The sequence below is a fragment of the Brevundimonas sp. GW821-FHT02A10 genome (assembly GCF_059422025.1).
In genome coordinates this window covers 740,478-761,303 of the sequence record NZ_JBWKWC010000001.1, presented here as the reverse complement: position 1 = coordinate 761,303, position 20,826 = coordinate 740,478, and the positions used below count along the sequence as shown (strand labels likewise).

The 20,826-nt window shown below is 66.8% G+C and carries 29 protein-coding genes and 1 tRNA gene; 17 read left to right on the top strand and 13 right to left on the bottom strand.

The window, feature by feature from the left end:
• The first annotated feature begins 4 nt into the window (after window positions 1–4).
• Window positions 5–577 (top strand): cob(I)yrinic acid a,c-diamide adenosyltransferase, encoded by a 573-nt coding sequence (locus AC07U0_RS03375; protein ID WP_494718612.1) that lies wholly within the window; start codon window positions 5–7, stop codon window positions 575–577.
• Between the two features lie 6 nt (window positions 578–583).
• On the opposite strand, the gene AC07U0_RS03370 is transcribed toward AC07U0_RS03375, so the two are convergent.
• Complete coding sequence (locus AC07U0_RS03370) at window positions 584–853, bottom strand: DUF7684 family protein (RefSeq protein ID WP_494718611.1); 270 nt, start codon at window positions 851–853, stop codon at window positions 584–586.
• 33 nt (window positions 854–886) lie between these two features.
• Entirely contained in the window at window positions 887–1,081 is a 195-nt protein-coding gene (locus tag AC07U0_RS03365) for a hypothetical protein (RefSeq protein WP_494718610.1), read from the bottom strand.
• A gap of 114 nt (window positions 1,082–1,195) precedes the next feature.
• Between AC07U0_RS03365 and AC07U0_RS03360 the strand changes: the two genes are divergently transcribed.
• Window positions 1,196–2,527 (top strand): hypothetical protein, encoded by a 1,332-nt coding sequence (locus AC07U0_RS03360; RefSeq protein ID WP_494718609.1) that lies wholly within the window; start codon window positions 1,196–1,198, stop codon window positions 2,525–2,527.
• Window positions 2,528–2,532: 5 nt separating this feature from the next.
• Here the strand turns inward: AC07U0_RS03360 and AC07U0_RS03355 are convergent, their stop codons facing one another.
• Together AC07U0_RS03355 and AC07U0_RS03350 are read right to left on the bottom strand one after the other, a co-directional pair.
• On the bottom strand, window positions 2,533–3,078 hold the full coding sequence (locus AC07U0_RS03355) for an NUDIX domain-containing protein (RefSeq protein ID WP_494718608.1): 546 nt from the start codon (window positions 3,076–3,078) through the stop codon (window positions 2,533–2,535).
• A gap of 1 nt (window position 3,079) precedes the next feature.
• Window positions 3,080–3,418, bottom strand: coding sequence for a hypothetical protein (locus tag AC07U0_RS03350; protein ID WP_494718607.1), 339 nt, complete (start codon window positions 3,416–3,418; stop codon window positions 3,080–3,082).
• A gap of 138 nt (window positions 3,419–3,556) precedes the next feature.
• Between AC07U0_RS03350 and AC07U0_RS03345 the strand changes: the two genes are divergently transcribed.
• The 9 genes from AC07U0_RS03345 (at window position 3,557) to arfB (ending at window position 10,265) form a co-directional block, all read left to right on the top strand.
• A complete protein-coding gene (locus tag AC07U0_RS03345; RefSeq protein WP_492946750.1) occupies window positions 3,557–4,321 on the top strand; it encodes an electron transfer flavoprotein subunit beta/FixA family protein in 765 nt (254 codons plus the stop codon).
• Window positions 4,322–5,251 (top strand): electron transfer flavoprotein subunit alpha/FixB family protein, encoded by a 930-nt coding sequence (locus tag AC07U0_RS03340; protein WP_494718606.1) that lies wholly within the window; start codon window positions 4,322–4,324, stop codon window positions 5,249–5,251. It begins immediately after the preceding gene.
• Between the two features lie 110 nt (window positions 5,252–5,361).
• Window positions 5,362–5,658 carry an autorepressor SdpR family transcription factor gene (locus AC07U0_RS03335; RefSeq protein WP_494718605.1) on the top strand — a complete coding sequence of 99 codons (297 nt, stop codon included), beginning with the start codon at window positions 5,362–5,364 and terminating at the stop codon, window positions 5,656–5,658.
• Entirely contained in the window at window positions 5,655–6,029 is a 375-nt protein-coding gene (locus AC07U0_RS03330; protein WP_494718604.1) for an SdpI family protein, read from the top strand. Before AC07U0_RS03335 ends, AC07U0_RS03330 begins: the two co-directional genes overlap by 4 nt.
• 3 nt (window positions 6,030–6,032) lie before the next feature.
• Window positions 6,033–6,311, top strand: coding sequence for a DUF167 domain-containing protein (locus tag AC07U0_RS03325; RefSeq protein WP_494718603.1), 279 nt, complete (start codon window positions 6,033–6,035; stop codon window positions 6,309–6,311).
• An 87-nt stretch (window positions 6,312–6,398) separates the two neighbouring features.
• Window positions 6,399–7,889, top strand: coding sequence for an amidohydrolase (locus AC07U0_RS03320; RefSeq protein ID WP_494718602.1), 1,491 nt, complete (start codon window positions 6,399–6,401; stop codon window positions 7,887–7,889).
• Window positions 7,889–9,265: an amidohydrolase family protein gene (locus AC07U0_RS03315; RefSeq protein ID WP_494718601.1), complete on the top strand. Its 1,377-nt coding sequence runs from the start codon at window positions 7,889–7,891 to the stop codon at window positions 9,263–9,265. The genes AC07U0_RS03320 and AC07U0_RS03315 overlap by 1 nt, the downstream gene beginning before the upstream one ends.
• A gap of 107 nt (window positions 9,266–9,372) precedes the next feature.
• Window positions 9,373–9,864 carry a YaiI/YqxD family protein gene (locus tag AC07U0_RS03310; protein WP_494718600.1) on the top strand — a complete coding sequence of 164 codons (492 nt, stop codon included), beginning with the start codon at window positions 9,373–9,375 and terminating at the stop codon, window positions 9,862–9,864.
• Entirely contained in the window at window positions 9,861–10,265 is a 405-nt protein-coding gene (arfB, locus tag AC07U0_RS03305; RefSeq protein WP_494718599.1) for an alternative ribosome rescue aminoacyl-tRNA hydrolase ArfB, read from the top strand. The genes AC07U0_RS03310 and arfB overlap by 4 nt, the downstream gene beginning before the upstream one ends.
• Here arfB and AC07U0_RS03300 read toward each other — a convergent pair.
• From AC07U0_RS03300 to AC07U0_RS03280, 5 genes are all read right to left on the bottom strand, one after another.
• A complete protein-coding gene (locus AC07U0_RS03300) occupies window positions 10,262–11,074 on the bottom strand; it encodes an EF-hand domain-containing protein (RefSeq protein ID WP_494718598.1) in 813 nt (270 codons plus the stop codon). The genes arfB and AC07U0_RS03300 overlap by 4 nt on opposite strands.
• 37 nt (window positions 11,075–11,111) lie before the next feature.
• The gene (locus tag AC07U0_RS03295) at window positions 11,112–11,600 is read right to left on the bottom strand and encodes a hypothetical protein (RefSeq protein ID WP_494718597.1); all 489 of its coding nucleotides are present in this window, start codon (window positions 11,598–11,600) and stop codon (window positions 11,112–11,114) included.
• A gap of 23 nt (window positions 11,601–11,623) precedes the next feature.
• Window positions 11,624–13,240, bottom strand: a complete 1,617-nt coding sequence (gene ubiB / locus AC07U0_RS03290) for a 2-polyprenylphenol 6-hydroxylase (protein WP_494718596.1) — start codon at window positions 13,238–13,240, stop codon at window positions 11,624–11,626.
• Window positions 13,228–14,016 carry a class I SAM-dependent methyltransferase gene (locus tag AC07U0_RS03285; protein ID WP_494718595.1) on the bottom strand — a complete coding sequence of 263 codons (789 nt, stop codon included), beginning with the start codon at window positions 14,014–14,016 and terminating at the stop codon, window positions 13,228–13,230. The genes ubiB and AC07U0_RS03285 overlap by 13 nt, the downstream gene beginning before the upstream one ends.
• A 72-nt stretch (window positions 14,017–14,088) precedes the next feature.
• Complete coding sequence (locus tag AC07U0_RS03280; protein ID WP_494718594.1) at window positions 14,089–14,790, bottom strand: Crp/Fnr family transcriptional regulator; 702 nt, start codon at window positions 14,788–14,790, stop codon at window positions 14,089–14,091.
• A gap of 138 nt (window positions 14,791–14,928) precedes the next feature.
• On the opposite strand from AC07U0_RS03280, the gene AC07U0_RS03275 reads away from it, so the two are divergent.
• Both AC07U0_RS03275 and AC07U0_RS03270 read left to right on the top strand, forming a co-directional pair.
• Window positions 14,929–15,234 carry a 4a-hydroxytetrahydrobiopterin dehydratase gene (locus tag AC07U0_RS03275; protein ID WP_494718593.1) on the top strand — a complete coding sequence of 102 codons (306 nt, stop codon included), beginning with the start codon at window positions 14,929–14,931 and terminating at the stop codon, window positions 15,232–15,234.
• Window positions 15,231–16,019: an SDR family oxidoreductase gene (locus tag AC07U0_RS03270; RefSeq protein ID WP_494718592.1), complete on the top strand. Its 789-nt coding sequence runs from the start codon at window positions 15,231–15,233 to the stop codon at window positions 16,017–16,019. The genes AC07U0_RS03275 and AC07U0_RS03270 overlap by 4 nt, the downstream gene beginning before the upstream one ends.
• 39 nt (window positions 16,020–16,058) lie before the next feature.
• Here AC07U0_RS03270 and AC07U0_RS03265 read toward each other — a convergent pair whose 3' ends face one another.
• The 4 genes from AC07U0_RS03265 to AC07U0_RS03250 all read right to left on the bottom strand — a co-directional run bounded on the left by AC07U0_RS03265 (window position 16,059) and on the right by AC07U0_RS03250 (window position 19,139).
• Entirely contained in the window at window positions 16,059–16,514 is a 456-nt protein-coding gene (locus tag AC07U0_RS03265; RefSeq protein ID WP_494718591.1) for a PaaI family thioesterase, read from the bottom strand.
• 115 nt (window positions 16,515–16,629) lie between these two features.
• Window positions 16,630–17,196: a DUF3035 domain-containing protein gene (locus AC07U0_RS03260; protein ID WP_494718590.1), complete on the bottom strand. Its 567-nt coding sequence runs from the start codon at window positions 17,194–17,196 to the stop codon at window positions 16,630–16,632.
• Window positions 17,197–17,277: 81 nt separating this feature from the next.
• Complete coding sequence (lspA, locus tag AC07U0_RS03255; RefSeq protein WP_494718589.1) at window positions 17,278–17,799, bottom strand: signal peptidase II; 522 nt, start codon at window positions 17,797–17,799, stop codon at window positions 17,278–17,280.
• Window positions 17,800–17,855: 56 nt separating this feature from the next.
• On the bottom strand, window positions 17,856–19,139 hold the full coding sequence (locus AC07U0_RS03250) for a hypothetical protein (protein WP_494718588.1): 1,284 nt from the start codon (window positions 19,137–19,139) through the stop codon (window positions 17,856–17,858).
• A gap of 158 nt (window positions 19,140–19,297) precedes the next feature.
• Between AC07U0_RS03250 and AC07U0_RS03245 the strand changes: the two genes are divergently transcribed.
• The 4 genes from AC07U0_RS03245 (at window position 19,298) to AC07U0_RS03230 (ending at window position 20,793) form a co-directional block, all read left to right on the top strand.
• Window positions 19,298–19,374 (top strand) — tRNA-Arg (locus AC07U0_RS03245).
• Between the two features lie 149 nt (window positions 19,375–19,523).
• Complete coding sequence (locus AC07U0_RS03240) at window positions 19,524–19,970, top strand: helix-turn-helix domain-containing protein (RefSeq protein ID WP_494718587.1); 447 nt, start codon at window positions 19,524–19,526, stop codon at window positions 19,968–19,970.
• A gap of 33 nt (window positions 19,971–20,003) precedes the next feature.
• Window positions 20,004–20,348, top strand: coding sequence for a hypothetical protein (locus AC07U0_RS03235; protein ID WP_494718586.1), 345 nt, complete (start codon window positions 20,004–20,006; stop codon window positions 20,346–20,348).
• A 106-nt stretch (window positions 20,349–20,454) separates the two neighbouring features.
• Window positions 20,455–20,793 (top strand): hypothetical protein, encoded by a 339-nt coding sequence (locus AC07U0_RS03230; RefSeq protein ID WP_494718585.1) that lies wholly within the window; start codon window positions 20,455–20,457, stop codon window positions 20,791–20,793.
• Window positions 20,794–20,826: the final 33 nt, after the last annotated feature.

The window sequence follows — 20,826 nt, the reverse complement described above, 5'->3', positions numbered from 1 at the left end:
GGCCATGGTCGTCCTGAACAAGATCTACACCCGCACCGGCGACGCCGGCACGACCGGCCTGGCCTCGGGCGCGCGGGTGTCCAAGACCGATGTCCGGGTCGAGGCCTATGGCACGGTCGACGAACTGAACGCCGTCATCGGCGTGGCCCGGCTGCATTCGGGCCAGAATGACCGCATCGACGCCATGCTGGGCCGCATCCAGAACGAGCTGTTCGATCTGGGCGCCGACCTCGCCACGCCGCTGGATCCGCCGCCGAAGTGGGAGGCGCTGCGTATCGTGGCCTCGCAGATCGACCGGCTGGAGGCCGAGATCGACTGGATGAACGAGAGCCTGAAGGCGCTGGACAGCTTCATCCTGCCGGGCGGCTCGCCGCTGGCCACCTATCTGCATCTGGCGCGGACGGTCGCCCGTCGGGCCGAGCGCGACGCCATTCGCCTCGTCGAGACCGGAACGCCGGTGACGCCCGAAGCCTTGCGCTATCTGAACCGCCTGTCCGACCATCTGTTCGTCGCTGCCCGCCGCGCCAATGCGAACGGGGCGGACGATGTGAAGTGGGTTCCGGGCGGGACGCGGTAGGGTCGGTCAGAGCCTGACCACTCTGGTCGGGCCATCGGCATTCACCCTCCAGAAGGCAGCCAACTCCAGCACCTCTTCCAGGGTTTCGCCGGGATGGCTGGACGTCGTGATGTGGCGGTGCTCATCGGTTCCGTCGCCGACGATGACCCAATCGATCAGGTCTTCAATCCGTTCGCAGTCTTCGCCATGGACGGCGATCAGCGAAACATTGTCCGCCAGGCAATCTTCGACGAAGGGCGCGAGAAGCGCTTCGTCGGACAGGGGAAGGCAGAGCACGACCTTGGGCTCAGGGCGCGCTGACATCCAGGCCTACTTCGACATCCAGGGCTTGGACTTGCCTGCGGCGACGCGGGCGGCCTGTTCGCGCTGGAAGCGGCCGCCGCGCGGCGGCTTGGGCTTGGCGTCCTGAACCGCCTTCTTCAGGCGCAGCGCCTTCTGGATCGGGGTCTCGCCGGGGATGTCGTCGGTCGGGGGGGCAGTGAATTCGTCGCTCGGCTTGCTCATGTCGAAGGCCTTAGCACATTCCCACGCCACAATGGGCTCGGGCCATTCCCGTTGACTAACGGGAAACGTCAAGCTTTGCTCGTATATCGATGATACTTTATCGGGGTGGGGAAGGTGGACGAAGTCGGATCCAGCGATTGCTACACGCTTCTGGCCGACGACAGCAGCGCATTTGCGAGCGACCCCAAGTACCGTCGTGGCTTCAAGGCCCACATCGTCCTCAACGTGATCCTCAACGACGGCATCGTCTTTTCTGACAATCAGGCGATATGCGCCACCAATTTGCGAGATCTTGCAAACGAGGACGGGGTCATTCGGGAACTGTTCAAGGAGAAGCGGCTCGGGCTCGCCATTCGTCAGGGAGGTGGTGAGAATCCGGACGCAATCATGCCCCTGGTCGAGGTGAACAACGCATTCGAGCGCGAGGGCAAGATCAGACCTGGTCGCAGACATATGTCTGGAACGGGTGATCTGGAGTTCATGGAACGGCACGCGCGGGTCATCCCATGGCCCTATAGGGAGGTCAGGGCGAATTTCACCCGAACCAGCGAGTCCGTCATGCGCACCGAGTTCGGCCGGCTGCTCAGCGATGCGGATTTTCAGCGGTTCGAGGACCTACTTGAGGCGGGAAGGATGGCTGAGCTCGACGGCGGACTGGGGCGCGCCTTTCTGCAAGATCGTTTGCCGGAAGCCATGACCAAGGCCGGCATCGGGCGAGGTTTCGACCTGAAATCGCTCATGAAAACCTTTACGGACGCGGCCTATGTGTCGAACCTTCCCACGACTATCGGACTGAATCCGATCTATTCGAACGAACACGCCGGTTCGTTCGCTCTCCTGCGAGGCGGCGAACGCGGCGCCGTCGATATCGGTGGGCCAACCACCGTGGCGATGAAGCTGGATCATGTCCACTTCATCGAGGGAGTGAATTGGCTGAGCCTCGATGACATCGAGTTCCTTCGGAACTGCGAAGAACGTCGAACCTATTTGAGGCTGGCGCAACAGGTCGGCGATGACGCTCGCCGACTCGACGAAGTCGCTCTTGCCTACACGGAACTCAACCTGCGGATTGAGGATCGCATTATCTCCTGCCGACCTGACTTGCTGGTGCACAGCCCGGCGGCTGATCGGCGGCAGATTCGAAAGCGTGTCATGACCGGAATCGACCACGTCTGGGCGGCGACCGACTGCCTGATGCTGGATTGGGACTGGATGGGACGTGTGGGCGAGTTGTGCGCCGTGATGAGCGTAAAGATCATTTTTGACGCCATCAGAGCCAGAATAGAGAACGATGGCGCGCGTCCCTATCTCGACCACGCCAAACACACGCTGCAGGTCAAGCGGCTGAGAGACTATCTCACTTCCCACAACGTTGGAGAGACACTGGCCCTTGAGGAGACCGTCATTGAGAGCTCCTCCTTCGCAAAGGAGATCGTGGTCAGCTAGAGGCGTCAGATCTGCGTTTGGGCGAAGGCGAGCAGGGCGGCGACGCTGCCCCCGTCGAAGACTCCGATTGCAGCCAAGGCGTCAGGCGATATGTCCCGGGTCTGCATATAGAGAAAGTCGTCGATGCTTTCGGTCGCCTCGGCGCCTGAAGGGTTTGGTGAGGCCGAGGGATCGATCCGGGCGATGAACACATGGGTCGCATAGGTGACCCCAAGTCTCATCAACGGGGTCAGGCTGGTCGCAGTCAGGCCGGTCTCTTCGAGAAGCTCTCGCGCCGCATCTTCTTCAGGCGTGGAGTTCTCCGAGCCGAAGCCCTGGGGAATTTCGATCGACCAGGCCTTCTCGGAATAACGGTAGTTGCGAAGCAGAAGAACCCGCTCACCCAGGACAGGCACGATGGCCACCCCGTAGGGCGCCTTCCAGCGGCTGTAGTAGTAGGTCCCCGATGATCCGCCCGGGAATCTCACCGCGTCGTCATACACACTGACCCAGGCATTCTCGTAGACCAGATGCTCTTCGACCGTGACGATCCCGGCCTTTTCCAACGCCACTTCAGTGCCCCTCGGCCTTCATCTTGTCGCGCTCCTTCTGGACGGCGGCGGCGATCGCGGCCTTCTGCACGACGACCTCGTTCTCCAGCTTGACCAGTTCCGCGTTCTTGGCGGCCGAGGCCTCGGCGCGGGTCACGCCGGCGGGGCGATGGGTGATGTCGGGGATGTAGATCGGGGTCGCGCAGGTGCGGCTCTCGACATCGTACCAGTTGCCGTCGGCCTCGCAGCGCTTGCCGGGATTCAGCCAGAAGGCCTGGAAGGTCATCGCGCCCGCGACCAGAACCGCGAAAAGGCCGAAGAACATGAAGCTCAGGCGTTTGATGCTCAGGAAGCGTTTCATCAGTTCTCTCCAAGGCTCTCTCTGCAAACTTTCCGAGCGGATTGGCCCATTTAGTTCACGCTACGTTACGTTGACAGGGGCTCCGGCCCGTACCATTCCCTGCCCCAACAATTCGACGAAGATATGGATAGGCTTCCCATGAAGGTACTCGTCCCCGTCAAACGGGTGATCGACTATAACGTCAAGGCCCGCGTCAAGGCGGATCAGACGGGCGTCGATCTCGCCAACGTCAAGATGAGCATGAACCCGTTCGACGAAATCGCCGTCGAAGAGGCCGTGCGCCTGAAGGAAGGCAAGGAACACCACGCCGCCGGCACCGCCGCCGAGATCGTGGTCGTCTCCATCGGGGTGACCCAGGCCCAGGAAACCATCCGCACGGCCCTGGCCATGGGCGCCGATCGCGGCATCCTGATCCAGTCGGACGCCGACCTGGAGCCGCTGGCCATCGCCAAGCTGCTCAAGGCCGTGGTCGAGGAAGAGAAGCCCGACCTGGTCCTGATGGGCAAGCAGTCGATCGACGGCGACAACAACGCCGTCGGCCAGATGCTGGCGGCCCTGCTGGACTGGCCTCAAGCCACCTTCGCCTCCAAGGTCGTCATCGGCGATGGCAAGGCGACCGTGACGCGTGAAGTCGACGGCGGCCTGCAGACCATCGCGGCGACCCTGCCGGCGGTGGTCACGGTGGACCTGCGCCTCAACACCCCGCGCTATGCCAGCCTGCCCAACATCATGAAGGCCAAGAAGAAGGAGATCGCGGTCAAGGCGGTCGCCGACTATGGCGTGGACGTCGCCGACCGGCTGAAGGTCCTGAAGGTCACGGCTCCGGCGACCCGCTCGGCCGGCATCAAGGTGGCCGACGCCGCCGAACTCGTCTCCAAACTCAAGACCGCGGGAGCCCTGTAAATGGCCGTCCTCGTCATCGCCGATCACGACGGCTCGACCGTTCGCGACACCACCAACAAGACCGTCACCGCCGCGACCGCCATTGGCGGCGACGTGGACATCCTGGTCGTCGGGCAGGGGGCGAAGGCCGCCGCTGACGCCGCCGCCAAGATCGCCGGGGTCCGCAAGGTCCTGCTGGCCGAAAGCGCCGGTCTGGGTCACACCCTGGCCGAGGCCGTCGAGGCGACCGTGATCGCCCTGGCGCCCGGCTATGACGCGATCCTGTCGCCCGCCACCATGGACGGCAAGAATTTCATGCCGCGCATCGCCGCCAAGCTGGACGTCGCCCCGATCTCGGACATCGTCGAGGTCGTCTCGGCCGACACCTTCGTGCGCCCGATCTACGCCGGCAACGCGCTGGAGACCGTCCAGTCTTCGGACGCCAAGAAGATCATCACCGTGCGTCCGACCGGCTTCACCGCCGCTGCGGACGGCGGTTCGGCTTCGGTCGAGACTGTCGCCGGTTCGGAAGCCCCCAAGACGACCTTCGTCGGCGAAGAGCTGGTCAAGTCGGACCGTCCGGAACTGGGCGCCGCCAAGATCATCGTCTCGGGCGGCCGCGCCCTGGGCTCGTCGGAAGAGTTCCACGCCGTGATGGAGCCCCTGGCCGACAAGCTGGGCGCCGCCATCGGCGCCTCGCGCGCCGCGGTCGACGCGGGTTACGCCCCGAACGACTACCAGGTCGGTCAGACCGGCAAGGTCGTGGCGCCGCAGCTCTACATCGCCATCGGCATTTCGGGCGCCATCCAGCACCTGGCCGGGATGAAGGACTCCAAGACCATCGTCGCCATCAACAAGGATCCCGACGCTCCGATCTTCCAGGTCGCGGACTACGGCATCGTCGGCGACTACAAGACCGTCGTTCCCGAGCTGATGAGCGCTCTGGGCTAAGCCCTGAGCAAAGGCTTCGAACGGGGGCGCGGACCGCAGGGTCCGCGCCCTTTTTCATGCCCGCATACAGACCGCTTGACTCATTTCGATATTTAGCTAATTGTCGATTCATGAGCTCGGTATTCAAGGCCCTTTCCGATCCGACGCGCCGCCGGGTGCTTCAGCTGCTCCGTCAGGGACCCATGACGGCCGGCGACCTCAGCGACCGGTTCGACGTCTCCAAACCGACCATGTCGGCCCATTTCGCCGTCCTGAAGGAGGCTGACCTGGTCCATGCGGAGAAGGCGGGAAAGTCGGTCGTCTACCACCTGAAGCTCTCGGTGCTTGAAGAGGCCCTGCTGGGCTTCGTCCATTCATTCGGCCTCGACGCCCAGCCGTCGACGCCTTCAGAGGAGCCTGCGAAATGAAAAAGGACCTGATCCACAGCTTCACCTGGGGTGGTATCGTTCTGGTCGTTGCACTGGTCGCCGCGCTGGCCCGAAACCTCGGCTATATCGATCAGGAAATGACGACGCGGATCGTCATCGTCGCCACGGGCCTGATGATCGTCGCTTTCGGCAACCGCATTCCCAAGACCTTCACTCCCAGCGCCTGCGCCCGAAAGGCCCAGCGTGTCGCGGCGTGGTCGATGGTGATCAGCGGCCTGATCTACGCCGGCGCCTTCCTGTTCCTGCCCATCGACACGGCGGTCGTGGTCGGATGCGGGGCGGTGATCCTCGGGATGGTCGTCACCTTCGGCTATTGCCTTTCGCTCAGAAACCGGGCGCGCGCCGCCTGAGCCTTGGCCCGTCTTGAGATCAAACTGACGCCGGGCGCGTCCGTCGATCGCATCGACGGCTGGGCCGCGGACGCCGCCGGACGACCCGTGCTGAAGGTCCGCGTCCGCGCCCGCCCGATAGAAGGCGAGGCGAATGAAGCCCTTGTCAAACTGCTGGCGAAAACACTCGGCGTTCCGCGATCGTCGGTCGCCCTGACCCACGGCGCCCAGTCCCGGTTGAAGAGGATCACGGTCGACAATCTCGACGACGAGGGCGTGCGGACAAGATTGTCCGCTTCCTGATTTTCGACCTTTACAGGCCGGGGAACGCACCCTTTCTATGTCGCCGTTCGGAAAGCCCGGCGGTGGTCGGGGACACGGGGAATATCCATGAAGATGTCTCGCCTGCGGGGAGTCAGCCTCGGCGTGCTCGCCTGCGCCATGGTCGGCGCGCTCGGTCTGTCGGCCTGCGCCACGACCGGAACCTCCTCCTCTTCCACCGCCAGCACGGAGGGCAAGGCGCCTGAGCCTCTGGCGCCCGGCCTCGACTATGCGGCCAACCGCGATCCCTATCCCTCGACCTACCAGCCCCTGCCGCGCCAGAACTCGGCGATCGTGGGCGCGACGGTCTTCACCGGAACCGGCCAGAAGATCGAGAATGGCGTCGTCCTGATGGCCGACGGCAAGGTGCAGGCGGTCGGCGGCGCCGATCTGGCCATCCCGGCCGGATATACGGTCATCGACGCACGCGGCCGCTGGGTGACCCCGGGCGTGATCGACGTTCACAGCCACCTCGGCGTCTATCCCTCGCCGGGCGTGCAGGGGATGTCGGACGGCAATGAGGCGACCAACCCCAACACCGCCCAGGTCTGGGCCGAGCATTCGGTCTGGCCGCAGGATCCCGGCTTCAACACCGCCCGCGCCGGCGGGGTGACGACGCTCCACATCCTTCCGGGGTCGGCCAATCTGTTCGGCGGCCGCGGCGTGACCCTGCGCAACGTCCCGGCGATGAGCGTCCAGGGCATGAAGCTGCCCGACGCCCCCTATTCGCTGAAGATGGCCTGTGGCGAGAACCCCAGCCGCGTCTATGGCTCGCGCAACCAGTCGCCCGCGACCGGCATGGGCAATGTCGCCGGCTATCGCGCCGCCTTCATCGCCGCGCGCGACTACAAGGCCAAGTGGGACAAGTGGCGCGACACGGGCAAGGGCGATCCGCCCACCCGCAACCTGCAGCTCGAGACCCTGGCCGACGTTCTGGACGGCAAGATCCTGGTCGAGAACCATTGCTACCGGGCCGACGAGATGATCGTCATGCTCGATATCGCCAAGGAGTTCGGCTACCGCGTCACCACCTTCCACCACGCCATCGAGGCCTACAAGATCGCGCCGCTGCTGGCCCGCGAGCACGTCTGCGCGGCCATGTGGTCGGGCTGGTGGGGCTTCAAGATGGAAGGGCTGGATGCGGTCGAGGCCAATGCCGCCCTGGTCGATGCGCCGGAAGGCTCCTGCGCCGTCATCCACTCCGACGACCCGCAGCTGACCCAGCGCCTCAATCAGGAAGCCGCGGCGACGCTGGCCGCCGGTCGCGCCGCCGGGCTGAACATCTCCGAGGAACACGCGGTCGCCTGGTTCACCCTGAACGCCGCGCGGGCCATCGGCATCGCCGACCAGACGGGTTCGCTGGAAGCCGGCAAGCGTGCCGATGTGGTGATCTGGTCCGCCGATCCCTTCTCGGTCTACGCCCGCGCCGATCAGGTCTTCGTCGACGGCGGCAAGGCCTTCGACCGGTTCGATCCGGCCTATCAACCCACCTCTGACTTCGAACTGGGCCAGCCCGGCTATGGCCTGACGGCCGCCACCGTGAACGAGGGAGCCCGCTGATGCGTCGCCTCATGACGAAAAGCGCCGCCCTCGGCGCGGTCGCGGCTCTCGCCCTCGGCGGCGCGGCCTTCGCCCAGTCCACGCCTGTCGCCATCACCGGCGGCAAGGTGCTGACCGGAACCTCGGTGATCGAGAACGGCACTGTGGTGCTCCAGAATGGCCGGATCGTTTCGGTCGGGACCGGCCCGGCCCCGGCCGGCGCCCGCGTCATCGACGCCACGGGCAAGACTGTCGCGCCGGGCTTCATCGCGGTCGACAGCGGCCTCGGCGGTTCGGAAGTGTCCTCGGTCCAGGGCTCCAACGATCTGGCCAGCGGCGCCAATACGATCTCGGCCTCGTTCGACGTTTCCTACGGGCTGGACCCCTGGTCCTTCACCCTGCCGGTGGCGCGTCTGGGCGGCATCACCCGGGCCATCGTCGTGCCGAACCATCCGGGTGGCGGCGGCGGCAACCACAAGGACGACGGCGAGGACGACTTCGCCGGTCTGGGCGGCGGCGGTCTGCAGTCGCCGGGCCTGTTCGCGGGTCAGGCGGCCATCATCACCCTGGCGCAAGGCAATGACATTCTGGTCAAGCCGCGCGTGGCCATGATCGCCCCGTTCGGCGAGGCGGGCGCCCGTGTCGCCGGCGGCGCGCGTGGGGCCGAGTTCATCCAGTTCAAGGAAACCCTGGCCGAGGTCCGCCTCTATGCGCGCAACAAGGCTGCCTATGACCGCGCGGCCCTGCGCGACCTCAGCCTGTCGCGCGCCGATCTGGAGGCCCTGATCCCGGTCGCCAACGGCTCGATGCCGCTGATCGTCACCGTGCACCGCGCGTCGGACATCCAGCAGGTGCTGCGTCTGGCCAGGGAGGAGGGCGTCAAGGTCATCCTGGACGGCGCCGAGGAGGGCTGGCTGGTCGCCGCCGATATCGCCGCCGCAGGCGTACCCGCACTGATCAATCCGATCGACAACCTGCCCGGCGATTTCGAGACCCGGGCGGCGCGGATGGAGAATGCGGCGGCCCTGAACGCGGCCGGCGTGACCATCGCCATCAAGGGCAATGAGGGCTCGATCCACCGCGCCCGCGAGATGCGCTACAACGCCGGCAACGCTGTGTCTCACGGCCTGCCCTATGCGGCGGCCATCGCGGCCATGACGGTCAATCCGGCGAAGATCTTCGGCGAGGCCGGTCAGGCGGGCGAACTGACGCCCGGCGCGGCCGCCGATGTCGTGGTCTGGACCGGCGACCCGCTGGAGCCCCTGACGACGGCGACCAATGTCTTCATCGCCGGTCAGGAACAGCCGATCTCGAGTCGCCAGTTCCTGCTGCGCGACCGCTATCGCAACGGCGGCGTGCAGCCGAGCGGCATGCCGGCGGCTTACAACCCGCAATAGCGCGGGTTGTAAGCTTTGCTTTTGGGGGCGCTATGGTCGCGACGCGGTCGCTCCCGACTTGAGCGCGGGGCGCTGATTTCTCGCGAGGCGTGGGGTAGAAGGCGCCCATGACCGTGCTGCCCCGCCTCTTCATCGACGCCGACGCCTGCCCGGTGAAGGACGAGGTCTATCGCGTGGGGGCGCGGTACGGCCTGAAGGTGTTCGTGGTGTCCAACAGCTGGATCAACACCCCGCGCGAGAAGTGGATCGAACAGGTCGTGGTCGATGCGGGGCCGGACGTGGCCGACGACTGGATCGCCGAGCGCGCCGTGACCGGCGATGTGGTCATCACCGCCGACATCCCTCTGGCTGACCGCTGCCTGAAATCGGGGGCGCAGGCGATCAAGTCCAATGGCCAGTTCTTCACCCCCGACATGATCGGCTCGGCCCTGGCCGGACGGGTGGTGGGCGAGCATCTGCGCTCGATCGGGGTGGCGACCTCGGGCCCGCCGCCGTTTGGGCCGAAGGATCGGTCGAACTTCCTTCAGGCGCTGGATCAGGCCGTGGTCAGAGCGAAGCGGGCGTTGGCGCTGCAGGCGGCCGGGGCGCCGCCCCAATGACCGTCATTCCCGAGAGCGAACTGGAGTTCCGCTTCTTCCGCGCCGGCGGGCCGGGCGGCCAGAACGTCAACAAGGTGGCCACCGCCCTCCAGATGCGGTTCGACGTGAAGAACTCGCCCTCGCTGCGCGATCCCGTGCGCGAGCGGCTGATGAAGCTGGCGGGCAGCCGGCTGACGCTGGACGGGGTGATTGTGATCACCGCCGTCCGTTTCCGCACCCAGGAACGCAACCGCGCCGACGCCATCGAGCGGCTGCAGGAGCTGGTCGACAAGGCGTCTGTGGCGCCGACCTATCGCGTGCCGACGCGGCCGACGAAGGCCTCGAAGGAGCGGCGGCTGGTGGCCAAGTCGCACCGGTCTGGCATCAAGAGCGGGCGCGGACGTCCGATCCCGACCGACTAGCGGCGTCGTCCACCACGGCCGTGGCTGCCCGGGCCGCCGCGCTGCTGCAGCTGGGTCCGGGGCAGTTCGGCCAGGGTCAGGACGCCGTCCTTGTCCGTATCCAGCAGGTCGAACCAGCGGTCGCCGGCCCGGGCCCATTCCTCGGGCGTGACGCGCTGGTTGATGTCGACGTCGGCCGCCTTGACCGGTTCGGGCACGTTCAGAAGCCCGGCCATGGCGAGGATGGAGGTCGCCGCCATGCCGCCGCGATGACCGCCGCCGCGCGGGCCGTCGCCCATGCCGCCGTCCGGACCGCCGCGGCCGCCGCCGGGGCCGCCCATCCCGCCGCCGGGCATACCCATGCCGCCATCCTGATCGGTGTCGGCGAGGGAGGCGCCGCCGGGGCCACCGCCCCAGCCGCCGCCTCCGCCAGCAGGACCTCCCGGACGGCCCATTCCACCGCCGGGACCACCCATGCCGCCGCCCAGCTGACCGGCCATGGCCTCATAGGCGGCGATCTCGGCCTGACCGATGACCCCGTCCTTGTTGACGTCCAGCTGGTCGAACCAGCGCACCCCGTCGGCCATGAATTCGGCGCGGGTCAGCTTGCCGTCGTGATCCGCATCGGCGCCCGCGAACCAGGCGGCGACAGGGTAGGGCTCTCCCGGCTGTGACCGGAAGGGCTCGCCGAAGGGGCTGACGAACAGCCCTGGCGTCATCGGCGGACCGCCTTCCGGGCCGCCGGGGCCTCCCGGACCCTGCTCGGGGCCGGAGGCGCAGGCGGCGCACGTCATCGCAACCAGGCTGAGGGCAGCCAGGGACTTTCGCATGGAGGTATCCGGAGTGGAGAGAGAAGAGGGAAGCGTATCAGGTCGGCGGCGCGGCGGGCGCCGGGCGGAACAGCAGGGCGTTGATCTTGCCCTCGGGCGTCAGATTGATGATCCACTGGGTCGGGGCGTTGGCGAACATGACCAGGAACAGCTCTGCGCCGTTCTCGGTCCCGACATGGCTGACGCCGTTCAGGGCGCCGAAGCCCTGGATCAGCGGCGTGACCGTCGCGGCCTGTTCGCGCACCTTGGCGGCCAGGTTGGGGGTCATGGCGTCATAGTTGGGCGTGCCCGCCTGCATGGCGGCGATGGTCGCCTTTAGCGCCGCCTCGGTGGCGGCGACATGAGCAGGATCGGACGGAGCGGCGGGGGCTGCCTGAGGCGCGGCGGGCGCGGGCGCGGCTGGGGCCGGGCGGTCAAAGGTGTTGGGCAGGGTTCCGGCCGCACCCAGGTTCTGGGCGGAAGCGGCGGCTGGCAGGACCAGGGCGGCGGCGAGGGCGGCCAGAGCCGTCAGTGTGGTCTTGGTCATGGTGGGATCCGCGAAACCGGTCGTCACCGATGGATGATCGACCAAATGGACAGAAGAAGGGCGCCGATGGAGGCGCTTGTTGCAACGCTGATACAAACCACCAGCCAGGCGGGCGTTCCGTACTTCTGGATCACGACCGTCTCGGGGCGCGGCGGGTCCTGCACCAGTCGGGACAGGGCCCGGGCGCCGGAGATCAGTTCGCGCACGCCGTCGCGGATCTGGGCCCGCGGGCCGAGCTCGCGCAGGATCCAGCGCTCGACCACCGGCCGGGCGGCGGCCCAGAGGTCGTGATCGGGGTTGAGGCGGCGCGCCACCCCCTCGACCGAGACCATGGTCTTCTGCAGCAGGATCAGTTCGGGCCGCAGATGCATGTCGAACAGGGCGGTGATTTCGAACAGCTGGCCCAGCAGCCGGCCCATGGAGACCTGCGACGCCTGTTTGCCGATGACCGGCTCGCCGACCGCGCGCAGGGCCTGGGCGAAGGCCTCGACCGAATGGTTCGGCGGAACGTACCCGGCCTCGAAATGCACCCGGGCGATGCGCGGATAGTCGCGCTGCAGGAAGCCCCAGAGGATCTCGGCGAGGTAGCGCCGCTCCCCGGGCCCGAGGCGGCCGACGATGCCGAAGTCGACGGCGGTCAGCTCGGCCGGGGCCGAGGCGAACAGATTGCCCTCGTGCAGGTCGGCGTGGAAGGCGCCGTAGTCCAGCGCCTGGCTCAGGAAGGCACGCACGACGTTATCGGCCAGGGCGTCCTTGTCGAGGCCCGGCTGTGCGATGCACTCGGGGTCGGTCATGGGCATGCCGGTGGCCCATTCCAGCGTCAGGACGCGTCGGCCGACCCCGTCCCAGACCACGCCGGGCGCGATCATATGGGCGCCGTCCTCGGCCGCGGCCTTGTCCATGATGTCCTTCATCTCGGAGGCGGCGGCGGCCTCCAGACGCATGTCCAGCTCCAGCTCCATGGAGCGGGCGATGGTCTCGACGAAGGCGTCGGGCTCCAGTCGGCGCGCGACGGGCACGAAGCGGTGCACCAGCTGGGCGGCCAGACGCATGGAATCGAGGCCCCGCGCCACGCGGCGCTCGACCCCGGGGCGTAGAATTTTGACCGCGACCTTGCGGCCGTCGGCGAGCCAAGCCGGATGGGCCTGGGCCAGGGAGGCCGCGCCGATGGGGTCGCCGAAGTCGAGGAACAGGCTGTCGACGGGGCGGCCGAGGGAGCGCTCGATCTCGCGCCGCGCCTGATCGGTGGGGAAGGGGGCCAGCTTGTCCTTGAGGCGGCCGAGGTCGGTGGCGAACTCTCCGCCGAAGATGTCAGCGCGAGTGGCCAGGACCTGACCGAGTTTGATGGCCACTGGCCCCAGATGTTCGAAGGCCTTGCCCAGACGCTGGCCGGGCCGGCCCTCGCGGCCCTCGCGGCCGGAGAACAGATGGATGAAGGCGGCGATCGGCCGGACCCAGGCCGGCAGCAGCGGCGTGATCTCGCGCGGGATCAGGGCGTCGTGGCGGGCGAGGACCGAGCCCCAGCCGATCAGCCGCCAGGCCGCGCCAAGCGGATCGCGTACGGGCACGGCCTTCGGCGCGGCCGGAGCGACCCTGAAGGTCCCGGGATCAGGAGGCGTCGGCGTGGTCAGATCGCCCACCCGAAATGGATGGCCGCGACGCCGCCCGACAGATTGGTCACCGAGACGTTGCGGAAGCCCGCAGTCTCGATCATCGCCTTGAAGGTCGGCTGGTCGGGGAAGCGGCGGATGCTCTCGACCAGATACTGGTAGCTGTCGCGGTCGTGGGCGATCCACTGGCCGATGCGCGGAATGGCGTGGAAGGACCAGGCGTCATAGGCCTGACGGATCACCTCGGTCGTGGGGCGCGAGAACTCCAGGCACAGGAAGCGGCCGCCGGGTTTGAGCACGCGGCGCGCCTCGGACAGGGCCACGGCGATGTCGGCGACGTTGCGGATGCCGAAGCTGATCGAATAGGCGTCGACCGAGGCGTCGGGCAGGGGCAGGGACATGGCGTCGCCGACGGTCCACTGCATCTCCGGCTCGCCGCCCTTTTCGACGCCGGCCATGATCATCTCGGCGTTGTAGTCCAGCACGATGACCGAGGCGTCGTCGCCGCCGCGCCGCTCCTGGGCCCGGCGCGCCATTTTCGAATAGCGCCGCGCCATGTCGCCGGTGCCGCCCGCGACGTCGAGGATGGTCTCGCCCGGACGCGGGTTCAGCTTGGCCGCCGCAGCGTCCTTCCAGAGCCGGTGGACGCCACCGCTCATCAGGTCGTTCATCAGGTCGTAGCTGGAGGCGACGCTGTCGAACACGCCGCGCACCATCTTCACCTTCTCTTTCGCGTCGACGTCGCGGAAGCCGAAGGAAGAGGTGTCGCCGGAGCTGTGCGGGCCGTGCGGGGAAGCGCTGGTCATGGCAGCGGTTTAGCGGGTGAAACGGGCCGCGTCACCGGCCCGTTCGCCACGTGGACACAAAGTCCGCCTCGCTCAGCTTGCGCGGGGGCGGGGCTGGCCGAGGTCGTGCATGACGCCGCGCATAATGCCGTAGCAGCCACAGGACGCCTTCTCGAGCGCCTTGCGATCCGTGACCTCGACCCAGCCGCGGCCGCGCTTGATCAGGTGCTTGCCTTCCAGCACGGCGCCGACCTCGCTCACGGTGGCGCGGCGCACGCCCAGCATGCCGGCGATGTCGGACTGGGTCAGTTCGAAGCGGTCGCCGTCGGACCGGTCGTGGATGGTGAGCAGCCAGCGGGCCAGACGCTCGTCCAGACGATGCTGGGCGTTGCAGGCGGCAGTCTGCTGCACCTGGGCGAACAGGCCTTCGGTGAATTTGGCCAGCGACATCCGCATGGCTTCGCTCTTGCCCAAGGCGTCGGAGAAGATGTCGTTGGGCAGGCAGGCGGCGACGCCGTCGGACTGGGAGATGGCGCGGCTGAAGGCGCGGGCGTTCATGGGGCCGCAGGTGACCCCGACCAGACCTTCGCGCCCGATGGCGGCGGTCTCGATCATCTTGTCGTCCGGCAGCATGGTCATCAGGGAGACCACGCCCTTGAGCGGGAACCAGACCTCGTCGACGGCCTCGCCGGCGTCGTAAAGCATCTGACCTTGGTCGAAGGCCTTTTCATGCAGATGTGGCTCGATCCGCTTGCGGTCCGCAGGGTCGAGCGAAGCGATCCAGAGATTGTCCATGGGTACACTCCGTTGAAGCATGCCAATCAATGGCGACGCTCGATAACGCCCAAGCTTCCAACTGCGTTCCTTTGTCGCCAAGGCGACTTGTGAGGGACCTTCGAGCGGGTTAGGGCGATAGGAGGCGAGGAACATAAAATGGCGCAAATGCCTGTTGACGTTGCGGAAACTCTGGCCGCTCTGCCGCTGTGGAGCCGCGCGGATGATCCGCGTCCGGCCATTTCCCGCACCCTGATCTTCAAGGATTTCAACGCCGCATTCGGCTTCATGACCCGTGTCGCCCTCATGGCCGACAAGATGGACCACCATCCGGAATGGTCGAACGTCTACAACCGGGTCAGCATCGTCCTGACCACCCATGACGCCGGGGGCGTCACCGAGCTCGATATCAAGATGGCCCGTTTCATCGACGGGGCCGCGCAAGCGCTGGGAGCGAAAGAATGAGCAAGGCAGGACGCGTCGAAGGCAAGAAGGCCCTGATCACGGGCGCCGCCGGGGGACTGGGCGAGGCCTTCGCCTGGATGCTGGTGCGGGAAGGAGCCAAGGTCGCCCTGACCGACATCGACGGCGGCCGCGCCGAGACCCTGGCCAAGGCGATCAATGCGGAAATCCCGGGTTCAGCCTTCGCCTATGCTCACGACGTGGCGTCGGAGGAGCAGTGGGTCTCGGTCGTCGCCGCGGCCGCCGCCGATCTGGGCGGGCTGTCGGTGCTGATCAACAATGCCGGCGTCGGCGGGCCCCTGGTCTTCGTGGAGGAGGACACGGCCGAGAACTGGCAGCGCCAGTACGAGATCAACCTGCGCTCGGTGATGTTCGGCTGCAAACACGCCATGCCGCATCTGCGCGCCGCTGCGCCGGCATCGATCATCAACATCTCGTCCATGGCCGGCCTCGCTGCCGCGCCCGGCATGGGCGCCTATAACGCCACCAAGGCCGGGGTCTGGAACTACAGCCGCACCATCGCCCTGGAAGCCGCCAAGATGGAGTGGAATGTCCGCTCGAACTCGGTCCACCCGGTCTTCATCAAGACGCCGATCCTGGACCCCTTCGTCGCCATGGCCCACGGCGACGAGGCCAAGGCCCACGAACGTCTGGCGCGCGGCATCCCGCTGAAACGGATCGGCGAGCCGAACGACGTCGCCTATGCGGTCCTCTATCTGGCCTCGGACGAATCGAAATTCGTGACCGGCTCCGAGTTCCGCATCGACGGCGGGATGCTGGCGCAATAAATCCGCTTATCCCCGCCTTCGCGGGGATAAGCGGTCATTTTAGCCGCGTTCCATCACCAGACAGGTCGAGGTGGCGGTGGCGTAGAGCTTGCCATCCAGGCCTCTCAGCTCGGCCTCGGAGAAGGCGGCGCGACGGCCGATCTGGACGATCTTGCCGACGGCGCGGACGGGAATGTCGGCCTTGAGCGCCTTGTGGAAGACGGTCTTGAGTTCCAGCGTCGTATAGGTCTGGCCGGGCTTGAGCATGGAATGGACCACGCATCCGCAGGCCGAATCGAGGACCGTGGCCATCCAGCCGCCATGGACGGTGCCGAGCGGATTGTAGACGGCGCGGGTCGGGACGGCTTCGAAGACAACGCGGCCCTCTTCCACCTCGACCAGTTCGAAGCCGACGGTCTTGGCGATCGGCGCGATCGGCGCCTTGCCCTCCATGCCGAGGCGTAGCTGCTCGATGCCCGACAGATCGGCCAGAGATGCGGTGATGGATTCGGACATGCGACGCTCCGGGGAGGATGCGATAGGGTCCGTTTACAATAAGGACGCACAAGCCGGTGGCAAGCGCGTCCTTATTCTCAAGTTCGTGAGCCCCAGGGGCGCGAGGTCGTGAGGCTTAAAGACCGGGCAGCTTGAAACCGGTCGAGCGGCGCGGCTGGATGGCGATGCCGCCGCGGTCGCCCGTGAGGGCTTCGAGGCGGGCATGCTCGCTGGCGGCGTCGATGGTCACAGCGCCCGAGGCGGTCTGGCTGACCGTCGGCGCCTGGCTGGCGGCGTCGTCCTTGCGCCAGAACATGACGCGGTTGGCGAAGCTTTCTTCCTTGTGCGTCAGGTCGCCGAACTCATCGTCGACGACGTAGCGGGCCAGCGGGTCGGCACGGTCGGCGCCGGCGGCGGTGACCAGGGCCGTTTCACCCGGGGTGCGGGTGATCGACTGGCGTTGACCCAGAAGGATCTGACGGGCGGCGCTTTCGGGCGCCAGCTCCTGCGGGCGCGGTTGGCCGGGCGCCGGCGGACGCAGGCCGTATTCCGGCGGCACGCTGAGCGGGGCGGTGGAGACGGTGACGAACTCGTCCGGCACGACCTTGGTCAGGCCGATGGTTTGCTTCAGGCCGCCACAGGCGCCGAGCGCCATTGTGGATACGGCCAGCAGGCTGACGGCGGCGAGGCTGCGAATACGCATGTGTGGGCTCAACTCCGGCGGCGCTTGATGGTGCGCGCCCCTAGGACACTCAAGACTGGGGAAACACTCAAGAGCGGCTGATTACGACTTTTCGTGGACAACGCCAACCTGAGCGGCCCGACGATCCGACAAAACGCTGTCGAGGATCAGAAGAACCACGCCGACGGTGATGGCGCTGTCGGCGATATTGAACACCCACGGAAAGACGCCGGTGCCGGAAAAGTCGAGGAAATCGACGACATAGCCGAAGCGAATGCGGTCGATGGCGTTGCCGAGCGCCCCGCCGATGACGAAGCCGATGGCGGTGATCAACAGGCGACGGTCGGCCTGGGTGGCCCACCAGGCCAGGCCCGCGGCGACGACGACCGAGAACAGCGACAGCACCCACCGGGCCGAGCCGCCGCCGAACAGGCCGAAGCTGACGCCGGTGTTCTCGACATAGCTGACATTGAAGACCGGCGGGAAGACGAAGACCCGTCCGACGTCACGCAGCTCCAGCCCGCCCAGTATCCAGGCCTTGCTCCACTGGTCCAGGACGATGATGGCCAGGGCGAAGCCGTAGGCGGCCCAGGCGATGCGGGGGATGCGGTCGGGGAATTTCATGCGGCCCGCTCGTTAGCAGGGTGAGCGACGGGGGTCGAGCAAAAGCACGCCGCCCCTTATTTCAACAGATCCACGGGCAGGATCTGGCTGGCCAGCAAGGTTTCCATGCCGCGCCAGTGCTCCGCGCCCTGACCCTCGACCCACGCCTGCACCGTGTCGCGCCCCAGACCGTAATTGATGATGTAGCTGCGATAGGTGTCGATGAAGCGCAGCCGCTGGGCGGCCTTGTCGGGCTGCATCAGCAGATATTTCGACAGGCGGGCGATGCTTTCCTCGCGCCCGACCCGACCCGACAGATAGTCGTCGGCGATGGTGTATTCGGCCCGCGCCAGCTGACGCGTCAGCTGGCCCAGCTCTGCGTCGGCGGCGATGTCGGCGGGCGGCAGGCCGGCCAGGGGCATCAGCACATCGCGCTCGAAAACAGCGGCCTCGTCGCCCGGGAAGGCGAGATTGATACCGTAGTTGGCGCTGCCCTCGGCAACGAACGACATGGGCGAGAACAGAGGATAGACGCTCATCTCCACCCAGCCCTTCTCCTTGACGAAGGTCCGCTCCAGCAGGGCGTTATAGACATGGTGGCCCGGATAGCCCTCGTGGCAGCCCAGATCGATGGCCCGGTCGACGTCGATGGGGAAATCGGCGTTGATCTCGATCTTCGAGGCCGCATCGCCGAGGTAATAATTATAGCCCGACCACGGCTTGTCGCCGACGAAGGCCAGGGTGAAGCGTTCATTGGCGGGCAGGGCGATGTGTTCGACGGTGCGGCGGCGGCATTCGGCGATGGCGGCCGAGATGACGGGCTCCAGCCGGTCCTTCGGAATGACGAAGCCGGCCTTGAAGGCGGCGATGCGGGGCGTCAGCGGGCCGGTCCCGGGAACGAGGGCGTCGATGCGGGCGAGAATGGGGTCATAGTCCGCCAGCGGTTTCAGTTCGGGCCGGATGCCGAACAGGGCATAGGCCTCATCTGCAAAAGCAAGCTTCTCGCCCGACAGCATGCGCAGCCGCGCCGAGGCGGCCGAGACGTGGGCCAGAAGATATTTGCGGCGCTGGATCCCGGCGGCGTCCTGGCCCCGGTCGGACACGGCGTTGAGCCGCTGGGTCAGGACGGCGGCGCCCTGGATCAGCTGCGGCACGGTGCGCGGGTTCGCCTTGGCCGCCGCCTGCCACTCGGCAGGGCCGTAGTAGGCGTCGACATAGCCGGGCTCGCGCTCGCCGATCTCCAGCGTCAGGGTGACATAGTCCTTGGCGATGAGGTCGAGGCTGTCGCCGGTCGGATCCGGCTTCACTCCTGTCGCGCAGGCGCCCAGCAGGAACAGCAGCATGAGGACGGCGGCGCGCATGGCGGAACTCCGGGATCGATCAGGCGTGGGACGCTAGGCGCGCCAGCCGGGTTCGCCAAGTCCGGCGAAGCGCTTTGCCGCCGGTCTTCATCGCTTTGGGATTGAGGCCGCCCGCGTCCTGCTGTAAGGCCCGTCGTCCGTCGCGTCGTCGCCGGAATGCACCCGTAGCTCAGCTGGATAGAGCGTTGCCCTCCGAAGGCAAAGGTCACACGTTCGAATCGTGTCGGGTGCGCCATTTCTCCTGAAAATCCTACCATAGGTTGAAGAACCGACCGCTGGTTACCCCTGCGGTGCAATTTTATCGCTTTGACGACTGGACGTTGCGAGGCGGTGCGGCATGATCCTTCCGCGGATCGGAGAATCCGCGCGTGTGGGGCGGGAGATATGGAACGGCCGTTGTCGCCGATGCAGCTCGAGTGTCTTCGCCGCGCGGCAAGCACCGACAAGGAAATCGCGCGCGCCCTGAACATTTCGCCCGATACGGTCAGCAACCACATCCGGGAGGCGATGCGCCGCCTGGGCGCTTCGGACCGGCGCGACGCCATGGGGCGCCTAGCGGTCCATCCGCTATACGGAGCGATCGACATACCCGGCGTGGTGATTGTCGCTCCTTCTCCGGTGGCGACAGCCGCTCCGTCGCCGCCGGAACCGATCCTCCTGCGTCCCCAGCTCTTCGGCCGTGATCTCCCGGTTCTTCCGGGAACGTCTGGTCGGTTGCGATGGGTGGTCCTGACCTTCCTGGCCCTCACCGGTCTGGCCCTGCTCGGGATCGCCCTCGTCAATGCGTTGGCGGATCTGGGTAATCGGCTGGCGCCGCCCGGGGCGATCTGACGCGATTTCAAATCGCACCCGTGGGGAACCAACATGACCAACAAGCACGAAGCCGGCGTCAAGATCGCTCGCCAGCTGCGCACCACTGAACACGCTGTCGACTCGGCTCTTGCCGAGATGTTCCGCCTCGGCGCGCAGATGATCGACGGACGCAAGGCCGCGAACCTCGCCGCAGCCGTCGGGCAAGACAGTCTGACGGAGATCGTCTCCGGTCTGTCGGCCCTGAACGCCGCGCGGATGGCCACGGTCTCGGCGCACGGAGGTCTTCTTGAGGTCGCCCAGGACCATGGCGTGGCCTGGCGTATGGACGGCGCCACTGAAAGCAAGCCTGTCCCGACCGGCGGGGGCACGACCGGCTACCTGTCGATCGTCGCCTGAGGTTCACTAAGTGCCGGGTATCGTCCTTACGCCTTTCGTCATCTTTTCCTTCACCGCCCTTTTCGTCCTGGCGGGGCTTGGGGGATGGCCTGAGAGGCGGGGGGCGGTGCTGCTCATCGCCGTCCTGCTGCTGACGCCCGTCATCGAGACCTACACCGTCGGCGGGTTTCGCTGGGCGGTGGCGCTGTCCTCCCTGGCCCTGTTCGCCATTCTGCTCTGGATGGCCCTGACCCGGGATCGCTGGTGGCTGGTCTTTGCGGCCGGCTGCCAGCTGATGGCGCTGGCGACCCATGTGGTGGCGTTGCTTCGGCTCGACACCCTGGAGTGGACCATGGTTTCGATCCGCTGGTTCTCCTGGTTCTTCATGATGGTGATCGCTTTGTTCGGCGCCTGGGAGGGGCGGGCCCTGACCCGGATCGCCCGCGCCAACCCACCGGCCGTCTGAGCCTTGTCTGCCGCGGTCTGCACCGCACCCCTT